At 53.2% G+C, this 12,299-nt stretch carries 10 protein-coding genes, 1 tRNA gene and 1 pseudogene; 3 read left to right on the top strand and 9 right to left on the bottom strand.

Going from position 1 to position 12,299, the window contains the following annotated elements:
* Nucleotides 1–14: 14 nt before the first annotated feature.
* Nucleotides 15–833, bottom strand: coding sequence for a toll/interleukin-1 receptor domain-containing protein (locus PSH84_RS23290; RefSeq protein WP_305481863.1), 819 nt, complete (start codon nucleotides 831–833; stop codon nucleotides 15–17).
* Nucleotides 834–1,189: 356 nt separating this feature from the next.
* On the opposite strand from PSH84_RS23290, the gene PSH84_RS23295 reads away from it, so the two are divergent.
* Nucleotides 1,190–2,275: a type I restriction endonuclease gene (locus PSH84_RS23295; RefSeq protein ID WP_305481864.1), complete on the top strand. Its 1,086-nt coding sequence runs from the start codon at nucleotides 1,190–1,192 to the stop codon at nucleotides 2,273–2,275.
* Nucleotides 2,276–2,463: 188 nt separating this feature from the next.
* The gene (locus tag PSH84_RS23300) at nucleotides 2,464–2,679 is read left to right on the top strand and encodes a hypothetical protein (protein ID WP_305481865.1); all 216 of its coding nucleotides are present in this window, start codon (nucleotides 2,464–2,466) and stop codon (nucleotides 2,677–2,679) included.
* Between the two features lie 231 nt (nucleotides 2,680–2,910).
* Here the strand turns inward: PSH84_RS23300 and PSH84_RS23305 are convergent.
* The 5 genes and pseudogenes from PSH84_RS23305 to PSH84_RS23325 all read right to left on the bottom strand — a co-directional run bounded on the left by PSH84_RS23305 (nucleotide 2,911) and on the right by PSH84_RS23325 (nucleotide 6,328).
* Nucleotides 2,911–4,064 (bottom strand): annotated as a pseudogene (locus PSH84_RS23305) (IS4 family transposase).
* 201 nt (nucleotides 4,065–4,265) lie between these two features.
* Nucleotides 4,266–4,883, bottom strand: a complete 618-nt coding sequence (locus PSH84_RS23310) for a hypothetical protein (protein WP_305481866.1) — start codon at nucleotides 4,881–4,883, stop codon at nucleotides 4,266–4,268.
* A gap of 59 nt (nucleotides 4,884–4,942) precedes the next feature.
* Nucleotides 4,943–5,671 carry an ATPase gene (locus tag PSH84_RS23315; protein WP_305481867.1) on the bottom strand — a complete coding sequence of 243 codons (729 nt, stop codon included), beginning with the start codon at nucleotides 5,669–5,671 and terminating at the stop codon, nucleotides 4,943–4,945.
* A complete protein-coding gene (locus PSH84_RS23320; RefSeq protein ID WP_122566009.1) occupies nucleotides 5,658–5,921 on the bottom strand; it encodes a hypothetical protein in 264 nt (87 codons plus the stop codon). Before PSH84_RS23320 ends, PSH84_RS23315 begins: the two co-directional genes overlap by 14 nt.
* Nucleotides 5,922–6,251: 330 nt before the next feature.
* A tRNA-Val gene (locus tag PSH84_RS23325) sits at nucleotides 6,252–6,328 on the bottom strand.
* A gap of 183 nt (nucleotides 6,329–6,511) precedes the next feature.
* Between PSH84_RS23325 and PSH84_RS23330 the strand changes: the two genes are divergently transcribed.
* Entirely contained in the window at nucleotides 6,512–7,795 is a 1,284-nt protein-coding gene (locus PSH84_RS23330) for an NAD(P)/FAD-dependent oxidoreductase (protein ID WP_305481868.1), read from the top strand.
* 311 nt (nucleotides 7,796–8,106) lie between these two features.
* Here PSH84_RS23330 and PSH84_RS23335 read toward each other — a convergent pair whose 3' ends face one another.
* The 3 genes from PSH84_RS23335 to PSH84_RS23345 form a co-directional block, all read right to left on the bottom strand.
* Nucleotides 8,107–9,537: a hypothetical protein gene (locus tag PSH84_RS23335; protein WP_305481869.1), complete on the bottom strand. Its 1,431-nt coding sequence runs from the start codon at nucleotides 9,535–9,537 to the stop codon at nucleotides 8,107–8,109.
* A complete protein-coding gene (locus tag PSH84_RS23340) occupies nucleotides 9,468–11,063 on the bottom strand; it encodes a type III effector HrpK domain-containing protein (protein WP_305481870.1) in 1,596 nt (531 codons plus the stop codon). The genes PSH84_RS23335 and PSH84_RS23340 overlap by 70 nt, the downstream gene beginning before the upstream one ends.
* 174 nt (nucleotides 11,064–11,237) lie before the next feature.
* Complete coding sequence (locus PSH84_RS23345; protein WP_122566012.1) at nucleotides 11,238–12,284, bottom strand: EscU/YscU/HrcU family type III secretion system export apparatus switch protein; 1,047 nt, start codon at nucleotides 12,282–12,284, stop codon at nucleotides 11,238–11,240.
* Between the last annotated feature and the right edge of the window lie 15 nt (nucleotides 12,285–12,299).

Consider the following 12,299-nt stretch of genomic DNA (forward strand, 5'->3'; position numbering starts at 1 on the left):
ATTAAACAATTGACTCATTCTTCTTTTCCGGATGGCTTGCGCGACCTTGTATGTTTGGAAAAAATGACCATCCTATACTTAGAAAGAATATCTTCAACCACACTTCGCTCCACTCCTAGTTCTTCTGCCTTCCGCAAAATTTCCTGGATGGTTACAGCGTCGTTATTCGCAAGCTCAACTATGAAGTCCTCCGCCGGTTTAAAACCACTTGTAAAACTAGGCGACTTATCTGCAGCGACCGCCTGCCTGTGCTCAAGCTCTCTGACTCGACTTGATAATGACCGCGTATTGGATAATATTTCTGCAAGTATACTTTGCTCTGACCTTGGCTCCACATTTTCCGCTTGAGGAGTATTTTCAATGGCCTCTTTGAACTTTTTATCAAACTGAGGCCAGTACGTATCAAACACCTGACGTAGAATTCTTTCATCAAGCCGACTTTGGTCAAGACATGCATTTAGAGAGCAAGTCAGCCCCCACATAGAAGTTCGCTCTGGAAATGTGTGATTGAACTGCGCCAAGGGATCCTCAATTTCACTGCTCTGCAAATCTATCAAGAAAGTGCAGACTCGATTTGTGCTTAGCCCTTTGGCAAGCGCCCCAGTTTCGAACAATATCCAAGGCTTATTTTTGTTCTCTTGTGTTAAGCAAACTATCCCGGCTGCGGTATCCTTCAACTGATCTGAGATTTCAGAAAACCAAATAGCGCCTTTGTCAATATCACGTGTAGATATCCAAGGCTGTGAAGCCTGCAACACGCACTTTATCCAATCGCTGATCAGCTCTGCGACTACCTTGCTACGCTGACCAGACCAGCTTACGAAGACCTTCATTTTCAGCTCCATGCGACATGATCCAAGCTGAGCAATGTCGCATAGCCACCATGCAAAAATCTACCACTCGCATCCGCATCCGGTAACGGAGGGCGGCGTCTAACTGGAAATCAAATACGGAAACCGGGGACAGACCACGATTTGAGTAACCGAACCGTATCACAATTGTAGTCTGTCCCCGTTTTCCTTGACGTCGGAGCGCTCAGCTCTGCCTTGGCTCCATCCTCGCCGCCTCTATCGCTCTTAGACTGCTTGGCCATCCAGCCTGGATAAAAATCCAGTATCGGGTAAACCTAACAAGTAGTAGCGTTAAGCCTCTATTGGCCCATTCGGGAAAATGGCTACGGAGCTAGGAAATGGAATTTATAGAACGCTTGAACGCAATGTCGGCGAAGGTGAATCAGTTAGCATCAACAATCCAAACTGAGGAAGCAACTAAGACCGCTTTTGTAATGCCATTCATTCACACAGTGCTTGGCTATGACGTTTTTGACCCTTCCGAAGTCGTGCCCGAATACATATGTGATATTGGTACAAAAAAAGGCGAAAAAATTGATTACGCCATCCTAAAAAATGGCCAGATTCAGATTCTTATTGAAACTAAAAAAATTGGCGAGTCGTTGAATATAAATCACGCGAGCCAGTTATTCAGATACTTCCATGTCACTACCGCCAGAATATCAATCCTAACTAACGGCAGACTCTACCGATTCTTCACCGATTTAGACGCGCCCAATAAAATGGATGAAAAACCATTTCTGGAGATAGACCTTTTAGATATCGACGAACACGTGATACCTGAATTGCAAAAGCTCACAAAATCAGCATTTGACGTTGAATCAATCATTAACGCAGCAGGTGAATTAAAGTACGTAGGCCAGATAAAAAGGGAAATGGCCGCCCAGTTCACCCAGCCCGACGATGATTTTGTGCGCTTCTTTGCTTCTCGGATCTATGAAGGTGTGATCACTCAAAAAGTAAGAGAGCAGTTCGCGCTTCTTACCAAAAAAGCTGCATCTCAGTTCCTAAACGATCAAATTAACGATCGCTTGAAGTCCGCGATCAGCGGCGTTCCGCTACCGACTCCAGCTGAACGGGTTGTGTCCGCGAGCCAGCCAGAAACAAATGACGCGCCTGAGGATCGAGTCCTTACTACAATGGAGGAGCTGGAAGGTTTCCATATCATAAAGGCGATAGTGCGCACAGTGATCGACTCGAAGCGAATCGCACACAGAGACACCCAGAGCTACTTTGGAATTTTATTGGATGATAACAATCGAAAGCCGATCGCCAGACTCCACTTCAATAGAACCCAAAAATATCTAGGCGTTTTCGATAAAGACAAAAATGAAACTCGACATCCTATTAATTCACTTGATGAAATCTATGAGTTTTCGGACTCCTTAAAAGAGACGATCACCTTTTACCACGGGCAGGCTTGAAATAATAAATCCCAGTCTATTGCCTAAAACCCAAGGACTGAAATATACGAGTTTCTAGGACGATTGTTTGAGGATCAGACAAATAAACGTGGTCTGTCGCCGTACTCCTACAAGACCAATGGTGGCATTTTGGCTCGGATTGGGGTATCACGGGATGACCGGCATAGAGCCGGATCAAGGAGCTAGAGATGTCTGATGTAAATCATGAAATTTATCAGCAAGCTTTGGTTGCGGTAATCGCAGCCGCGCAAGAGCAGGGAATGGACCCGGCAAAACTGATAGATCGAGCAAGCGAAATCTTGAACGACTCAAGCAATAAGGCTCTATTCATCTCGGAGCGAGACGTAGAACATGTCGAGCTAGAGCTAAGCTTGGCGTTCACTAAGATAAAGGGCTTGTGGTAGGCGTCACTGGACGCCCGCGGTCCCTCGCTATTAAAGCTGACGACGCGTCGTGACACGCTGCGCAATACTGCTTTCGTGTCGCGGAATGAAATCTGAGGAACCGCACCGTCCTGGCCCAGACCTCTCCAATGAGTATGAACCAGTGAGAATTAGGGACAGACCACCACTAGAGTTCACCTGTAATCAGTCCTCCTCATAATCGTGGTCTGCCCCTGAGGGATCCCCACAAATTTACTCCAGGCTCTGCGCCTGATAATGCACCTCGTCGCGCAGGGCCTGCTCGAGTTTTTCTAAATGCTCTCGTCCACCAAAGTCCACTCCAGCCCTAAACGCCACAGCGAAAGCACTCGCCTATCTTTAAGGCTGTTGCTTTGATAACGCTGTTCCAATTTGCTTTCACGCGCCTGTAGACCTGTCAGGAAGATGAGGCAATTGGCCAGAGCCGCAATCAACAGCAGCGCCTCAATGCGCCGAGGGCAATGACTTCTATGCAGGTTCAGCCCCAACCCCAAGTGCTCACTTTTTAGATCCCGGAAGCCTTCTTCAATCTGCATGCACCTTTTATAAATTGCGACGATTTTCGCTGGATTCCACTCGCTGTGCTCCAGGTTGCTCGCCAGCAACCAAGGTTCACGTTCACGTCTGGCGGACTGTCGACTGAGCTTATTTTTGGCGATTGAACCTGTGACTCGTTGATGCTTTCGGCCTTTGGCCGAGTGCCGGACACAATACAAGTCGATGAAATGGGGAGCGATACGGGTCATCTCGACATGGCCCAACGATTTGGGTGATGAAGTGGCCAGAGCATATAGGCTTTTCACGGGTTGCCAGTCAGCGCCATCACTGCAATAAAGCTCACGATTTCGTATGCGAGCCACGTAATACCAGCCCTGTGCTGCCACCGCCTTCATCCATGGACGCCGAAAACCCGCGTCAGTTACCAAGATGGGAATACAGCCGTCAGGCAGTAGTTCGGCCAATGTGCTGAGCAATCGTTTTTGGTATCTCGGGCAACTCTCACGCTCATGCACACTTTCATAAATGGGAAATGAGCGTCCTGCCAACGGGATCGCTGATCTCAACAAGAACGCGTCCCCTGGGGCGTCAATTCGAGACCAGTCGACCAAAATCAATGGATGTTTTAGCGAGCCCAGCAACGCTCGTAACATCACCCAGTAGAACAGTGGACGCTCTGCCCTGAGGTGCTGATTACCCAGCAATCGATCTACTCGCTTGATGGCATGTTTGGGGTAAGCCCGACCCGGCAGAGACCGCCCTAGCCCCGTCAGCGTCAGACGACGGCCTTGCAGTAATGAACTGACACAACTAGTCAGGCGGCGGGAATGGACAGAGGGAAGTGCTTGAGCGAGCGCTCTGTGTAAAATCGGATGGCCTGCATGAGTTCGGGATCTTGTTTTTGTGTGGTGCAATACAAGCTGCCGACTCATGCAGGTCTCTTCAATATTCCAACTTCTTGATTTCCTGTAAGAAAATTCGGGGATTCCTCAGGGTCTACCCCCGGTTCCCCCCGGTTCCCCCTGCCGCGAGTTCTAAAGATATTTATCTTCCGGTGTGATGCTTCGTGTTCAGCACTTGAACAGTACATTGCACCGACTACACCACCCTTCAGCTGCGCTCCGGTTCATTGGAAAACGGAGGGGAGGATGACTTGTATCGGCAACCGTCAAAACCAGTGAGAATTTTATGAATCTACGCCGAATCTCGTCGGCTGGAACACTCATGCCCGCCCCATCGACTATTTGAAGAACCCCGCCCGACACCCTGCTGTCAATCCGTTGCCACTCACACTGCCAGCCTATTACCCACGTGAAGTCTCGAATTTGATATTCGCCGGTGGCGCTTTGGCATTGAGCGAGTTTCTTGTTGGAGAGATCAAAGGCAAGAAATATGGGGCTTGGATAGCCGAGCAACTGAGTATCGTCAAGGCTCAGGCCTTCTTTTAGGTTGATGGATGCTACAAGTGCTTTTGCTCGTCTCTTGCGCCATATCAAGTGCCATATGGCGAGGCAAAAAATAGAAACAGAAGCCAAGAAGAGCTGACGTCCTTCGACTGTAAGCTTACCGGGCGAAAACTCTATCACGCCCCACAAAAGCCCTATCATCGCAAGCCCCGATACCCAAGCGGCGGGAATCACTACTCTGTTAGCGAGGCTAGCTCCGAGCGTCCTCAAACAGCTTTTCATGACTGCATCCAATATTACTTATAGAAGAACTCGTAGATTATCACTCACAGAGCGCTAACTTACAGGACTTGGTCTACATACGTATGCATAAACCAGTCAGGTATTTCTTCTTCGTGGAACTGAAGATCTGTGCCGTTCGTGATCTCTGCCAGCAGGACCGCTTTTTCTCCGGAGTTATCAAAAATATACGCGCGATCAGAAGCCGCGATTGCCGAAGGAAGCAGCTCAAGCGAGCGATAATAACGCTCGACGATCTTGTCTTGCGCAACATCATGGCCGCCATCATCAACACGGTTTGCAACCCGGTTGATGTTGATTTCGGGGGACTCGGTTGCCACGAAGTAGAGATAGGTCCTGTAGCCATTCGCCTGTGCCAGACGCATGAATTCAACTTTGTCTTTAAATGACATCACCGTTTCAAACGTAAAGTTGACGGTCTGGATAAGCAGGTTATGTCTGATAAAGTCGGAAATCACGGAAGCATAATAGGAGCTCATTTGAACGCCCCGAAAATCGACCTGCTGATTATTCAAACCAATTAACCGAGCCTGGTCTTGCAGTCCGATTTTCTGAAGCAAGGAGTGCTCCGCGAAGAACTTCCGCACAACCTCTTGAGTTGTAGTGACATTGAATTGAGAAAGATCAACAAAGCCAGATGCTCTAGCCTCCTTCTCTATCTCGTCAGCATTTACATAGGTGCAAATGAGATTGGAGGGAATCTGGTCCTTGATGGTGCTCTTACCGGAACCATTAGGACCGGCAAACACCCGCAACCTAGGCACAGGCACTGAGACGACGAACCTTGACGACTTCTCCGACAGTTACCTTACGGCGGGGCTTGGCTTCACCCACTACACGGATGCTACCGTCAGCCTTCGACTCAACCAGGTGGGAACCCTCAACCATGAGTACCGTGTGCCCAGCTGCAAGGGCGCGGACAAAGGCTGCATGGGTAGCGCCCGCTGCCACGTCCGGGATCTGAACTTCCAGGTTCCAGATAGCCTCTTCAGAGAGCTTTTCTTTTTCAGATCCGGCCATGATTGCCTCCAGTGCTCGGTAGGGGGTGATACACATTCCAGATTCTAGCGCCATCAGTGCGCTTACTAAAGGAGCATCGGCTACCTCTCTTCAGCTTGGAGAGGCTAACAGTCAAAGCCTTCCAGAGCTCTTGAGAGCGGTATCGCGACATTCAGAGCGTAACGCGACAAAACAAAACCAGCGATAGGCTTAAGGACTAATTGAGATTTTTTATGAGTTTTTCAGACGCCTCCTACGTAAACGCTCACCATTTTGAAAATCGCAGAAACAAAAAAGGGGTAACCATTTCTGGTTACCCCTTCTAGACCGCCCAGCAGAGCGGATTTTGTTTGGTAGGCGCGATTGGACTCGAACCAACGACCCCCACCATGTCAAGGTGGTGCTCTAACCAACTGAGCTACGTGCCTGCTGTGAGGCGGCATTCTACGGAATTCCGGAGGGGTGTCAACACCTTTTTTTCACCTAACCCTATGAATATGCAAAATATTTAATTTCACCGGGGCAACGAAGATTTGGAGGTGGCTGGCGGCCGATTTTTATCTCGGGTAGGATCGCTGCATTCGTAAAAAATATAAAACAGAGGTTCCAGAATGACGAACACATCCTACCCAGCGTCCTATTACGCCGCATCGGCCAACCCGGTTCCGGCGCGCCCGGCTCTGCAGGACGATGTCGAGACTGATGTGTGCGTGATCGGGGCCGGTTACACCGGGCTGTCTTCTGCGCTGTTTTTGCTGGAGAACGGTTTCAAGGTCACCGTGCTGGAGGCAGCTAAGGTCGGCTTTGGTGCTTCGGGTCGCAACGGTGGGCAGATCGTTAACAGTTATAGCCGCGACATTGATGTAATCGAACGCAGTGTCGGTCCTCAGCAGGCGCAGTTGCTGGGCAACATGGCGTTCGAGGGCGGGCGGATTATTCGCGAGCGGGTGGAGAAGTATCAGATTCAGTGCGACTTGAAGGACGGCGGTGTATTCGCTGCCCTCACCACTAAACAGATGGGCCACCTGGAGTCGCAGAAGCGTTTATGGGAGCGTTTCGGGCATACCCAGCTGGAGTTGCTGGATCAGCGGCGTATTCGCGAAGTGGTGGCTTGTGATGAGTATATGGGCGGCATGCTCGATATGAGTGGCGGGCATATTCATCCGCTCAACCTCGCGCTGGGCGAAGCGGCGGCGGTGGAGTCCCTGGGTGGGGTGATTTATGAGCAATCGCCGGCGGTGCGCATCGAGCGTGGCGCCAGCCCGGTTGTGCATACGCCGCAGGGCAAGGTCAGGGCCAAGTTCATTATCGTGGCCGGCAATGCCTACTTGGGCAATCTGGTGCCGGAGCTGGCGGCCAAGTCCATGCCTTGTGGCACCCAGGTGATCGCTACCGAGCCCTTGGGCGATGAGTTGGCTCGCAGCCTGTTGCCTCAGGATTATTGCGTTGAAGACTGCAATTACTTGCTCGATTACTACCGGCTGACGGGGGACAAGCGGCTGATCTTCGGCGGTGGCGTGGTGTATGGCGCAAGGGATCCGGCGAACATTGAGGCGATCATTCGGCCGAAGATGCTCAAGGCCTTCCCGCAGCTCAAGGATGTGAAGATCGATTACGCCTGGACCGGAAACTTCCTGCTGACACTGTCGCGTCTTCCGCAGGTCGGGCGGCTGGGGGATAACATTTATTATTCCCAGGGCTGCAGCGGCCATGGCGTGACGTATACGCACCTGGCGGGCAAGGTCCTGGCCGAGGCGCTGCGCGGTCAGGCTGAGCGTTTTGATGCGTTTGCAGACCTGCCGCACTACCCCTTCCCTGGCGGTCAGTTGTTGCGTACACCGTTTGCGGCGATGGGGGCTTGGTATTACGGGCTGCGGGATAGGCTCGGGTTCTAAGATGGCATTGGCCACCCGCGGTTGGTTGCGCATTACCGATCTTCCGCGGGTATGCCACAGACGCAGCAGGGAAATGCTCGAATCCACTATTAAAGGCAAGAACTGAGTCCTGCTGCCGTCGGGGGAGTACTCCTCTCGATTCCTGATAACACTTAACGTGCGAGGGGAAAAAGTGAGTCTCCCTTCGACCAAGTCATCTGCCCAGCCCTGCAAAGCCAAACATGGTGTGCACTTTAGTTGGGCTGAGCCCTCCATCCGACACGGGTTCCGATGGAGGGCAAGGGCTCACCGGGCAAGCCTGGGAACAGGCTTTAGTCGGTTTGCGGCCAGTCCTCATCGGGAATGTCACTGAAATCACCGCCCTGCACGCCATCGATTTCGTACTGCGTCAGATAGTCGCCGAGTAGATCACCAAAGTGGTCTTGCTGCGTCTGCCGTTTGCCCTCCGCAATAAGGCCCGGGAGCAACAGGGCAACCGCGCCGACGCCCGCCGCCACGGTGCCTAGGACTCCAGCCAGCGGGGCCATCGCCGCCCTGACTGCCAGATGGCCAAAAAGGCCTGCGCCGCCCTCAATCGCGGATGCCAGGCCTGACAATGACGCCAGTGCGCCTGAAGTGATGCTGATACCACCACTGACGGGGTCGCCCTTGCGAATCGACTGAACGCCATCAAAGATTCCGTACGCACCCGCAACTATGCCGGCCAAACCGCCGATACCCTTGGCACCGCTTTCAAATTTGTCGGCGATGCTGGTGAGAGATTTTATGGGGTCGTCGAAAAAGGCTTTGATGTTGGGATCAAGATCAGCGTTGCCTACGTTTTTCAGATAGCTTTTCAGGTTCTTGGCACCACCCTCGGTGAGCAGGGTCGTCGTCATGACCGATCCTGTGGTGATGTCTATGATGTTTCGTTCGGTCAGGTTTGCGCCATTCTGAGCGCCTTTGGCGATCGTAACGCCAGCCATGAAGATGCCGCTGACGCCATGCAGTACCCCTTTGTCGGACAAGTTCTTGAGGTCGGGGTTGAGCCAGGGCGACTTCAGTTCCGCAAGCGACTTGGTGCCTTGGCGCAGGATGTCCCAATTAGAACGGATGCCCGCGACGATCTGGTCGGCCGTTGCGACGGTGCCATCCGGGTTGGTCACCAGTTCCGGATTGGACTGGATAAGCGTCTCGGCCATCGTCTTGACTTTTGCCTCGTCAAGTTCGTCGCCGCCATTGATACCCAAGGCTTGCTTGAGGTCATCAAAGGTGCCGTCTTTCATGGCGTTGTCGCGCCCGATCCTGCTGAAATTGTCGTTCAACTGCGTGTCGAAACGTGCGGTGACGGTAGGGTCCAGTGCCGCGTTGTAGAGCGCGACCTCCGCGGAGAAGGTGCTGACCGCTTCTTCGAAGGTGCCGGTTTGCATCAGTTCTTCCAGTCGTGTCCCGGAAGCAAGCGAGTGCTCGTAATAATCCTGGAACGCTTGGGCATGCTGAGAGGCGCCGACGCCCTTTTGAATCTCTGCCCGATCATTGATGCCGAGCGCTTCCTGATAAAGCGTTGCACTGGAGAAGTATTCGGCCAGCACCGCCTGTTGGTCAGTGCTGCCGTCTTTCGTATGCTTGTCCCATAGCGCATCAAGAGCTGCACCGGACTTGATGTCTTCGTAGTTTTTTTGCACCGAGTCCTTTAACCCAGGTACTGCCTCAAATAGATTGGCCATCTGCGTCGAGGTGGTTTCATTAAGAAACTTGACCACCTCGGGATCACTTTGTAGCTGGTCAATGTGGCTATTGACATCGGCAAGCAGAGCTTGTTGGGATCTGGATGGCTGCGCACAGCGTTGGCGATGGAAACCTTACCGTAATCATCACTCCACAGACCGGCAGCCGCACCGTCGATGATCAACTGTCGCGCCTTGAGCAGATCCTGTAACACCGCAGCCCGCTGTTCGGCGGAATAGTTGCCAGGGTTTTCGAAGACGTCCTTACCCAGGTCACCGGTATCAATGCCGGAGACCCCGCTGGCATTCGCTATCTGGTTGATGAACAGCAGAGCATCCCCAGCGGTCTTGGGGCTGGCGCTCTTCAGCCAGTTCTGGATGTCGCGCTTGTCGAGCTTCCCATCGGGTTTGCTCTCCAATGGTTTCCCACTGGTTTCAAGCGTTTCGAACGCACCCGCCTGCGACCAAAAAGTCAGGGCTTGCTTCAAGTCATCACTGATGTTCGGGTTTTCATCCAGGTATTTCTGCAGGGCCTCACGCGTCAGGTGTTTACCGCTATCGGTCCGCTCGCTGATCTCGTCGAAGTTCTCCAGCAGCAGCGCCGAATGTTTCGCAAGCTCCAGGGAGGTTGCGTCAGCATTCGGGGAGGCTTTCAGAAAGTCGTTATAGGCGCCGATATCTTCGGCTTTAGAGGCAACAGGTCGTAGCCATGCATTCAGGTCGTTGCTGCTGATTTTGCCGTCGGCCTTGTTGTTGTGTGCCTTGGTATCAAGCAGGTCAAAAAATCCTTTGTTATCGAGCAGGAACTGCGCCGCCTCGCGATCTTCCGCGCTTCGATTTTCATCGGCCGCGTACTTCCTCAAATCCTTGTCACTGACAATGCTGTCGGAGGCGTTCCAGTCGTCCCATCGATCACGGATCGTATCGATGACCTCACTGTTCTGCTCGTAGAACTTGCTCTGGTAGCCTTCCTGTTTCCAGACCAATTGGTTGTAGAGGTCGGGCGTCACATCCTTCGAGACATTGATCTTTTCGCCGTTGATCGTCAGGCGGATAAAGCCAGTGTGTTCATCCGGGGGCAAGATTTCTGCGCTCGCCAGTGCTTCTGCTGATAGAAGCGCGCCATCTGCGCGCAACAAAAAGCCTTCGTCGTTGCCCTTTTGCAACGCATCAACCTTGGCGAAGTAATCAGGCGTCGCCTCTTTGCTGATGGTGAATTCATTGCCCTCCTTGTCCCGAGCCGAGTATGCCGTCACCTCGCCATCTGTCCACCATCCCATGAAAATCTCGAGATCCTGGAGCGGCACGGTTTCGTCGTCGCGCAGCGTGCGTCCATAAGGCGGCTTCAGCGCTTCAGCTATGGTGCCGCCCGCTTCTCGCAACGCCTGGAGCACCTTGTCAGGCAGGGACGGCGAAGCCTCTTTGTCTGCCGCACCGCGTGGGTCAGGCGTTTTATCGCTGACTTGCTTGCGGGCCGCGCCAAGAATTTTCTCGAAGCGCTGACCCGCTTCAGAATCAGGGAATTGGGTATCTGTGGGGCGTGCATTGCTGTCGATTCGCAAGGGGACATCCTCCTGATCATGGCACCGATAGCGCTAGGGGAATCAACTATTACCGTTGAACGTTACAGGGGGATGTACCCAGGCAGACAACTGGCCCTACAACCCCTATAAAGCAGCGCTGCTCTCCATTTCATGACACTTGCCTCGTTGTACCGCACCACCCGGCAGCCACTCTTAAATCAACCGCGCGGCCACCAGGATATCCGCCACAGCCTGGAAGGTATTATCCGGCACAGGGTCCCCCGGTACTGCTCGTCGGGCGATGTCCTTGGCCAGGACGGTATCAAGGCTATGGGCGATCCCCAGGCCCCTGGCCTGCACGAGCATCTGCGCCGCCTCTTCGAGTTCGGCCTTGCACACCACCACCGGCACCGGGGTTTCACCGCGTACGTAACGTATACCCACCACCCAACCAGGGTCGGAGCCGACCATCAACGATGCACGCCCCACGCCCAGCTTGGTGGCCAGGGCTTGCATTTCCCGACGTTGGCGCTGGCGTTCCTGCTTGATCAGCGGATCGCCGTCACTGTCCTTGCGCTCACGCTTCTGTTCGCTGCGGGTCATTTTCATGTCACGGCCGAACAGCCAGCGTTGCATCATCACGTCTGCCGCCCCGACCAGCAGAAAGGCAGCTAGCACGGTGAACACCAGAGGCTTGAGGACCAGGTAGAAGGTTGATTCGATGCAACCGGCGCCGCAGCGCGAGGACTCCATCAGCGCCTGCAAGGCTCCGCGCCCGATCACGTAGAACGCCAGCCCCAGCAGTACGACCTTGATCACGCCTTTGAGGAATTCGACGAAACTGCGCATCGAAAAAATGCGCTTGAAGCCGTCGATCGGATTGATACGTTTGATGTCCGGTTTGAGGGGTTCGACCGAGAACACCACGCCGCGCATGCTGATGATGTTGGTCAGGATCACCGCCCCCACCGTCACGGCCACCACCGGCAGGGTGAGGTTGATCAGCAACTGCCCCGCGATGTCCAGCACCCGTGGCCAGACGGTGTGAAAAGGTTCGATGTAGATCAGCGCGATCAGGTCCAGCAACGCGGTGATCTGTGCCTGGGCCTTGGGCACCATGATCGAGATGCAGAGCGTGCAAAACAGGATGACCATGCCCGAGACCAGGTCCTGACTCTTGGACACCTGGCCTTTCTTGCGCGCCTCGCTGAGCTTCTTGCTGGTGGCCGGCTGTGATTTCTCTTCGCTGCTATCGCTCATGGACGCTTCGCCCGA

This window comes from Pseudomonas beijingensis (genome assembly GCF_030687295.1).
GTDB lineage: Bacteria > Pseudomonadota > Gammaproteobacteria > Pseudomonadales > Pseudomonadaceae > Aquipseudomonas > Aquipseudomonas beijingensis.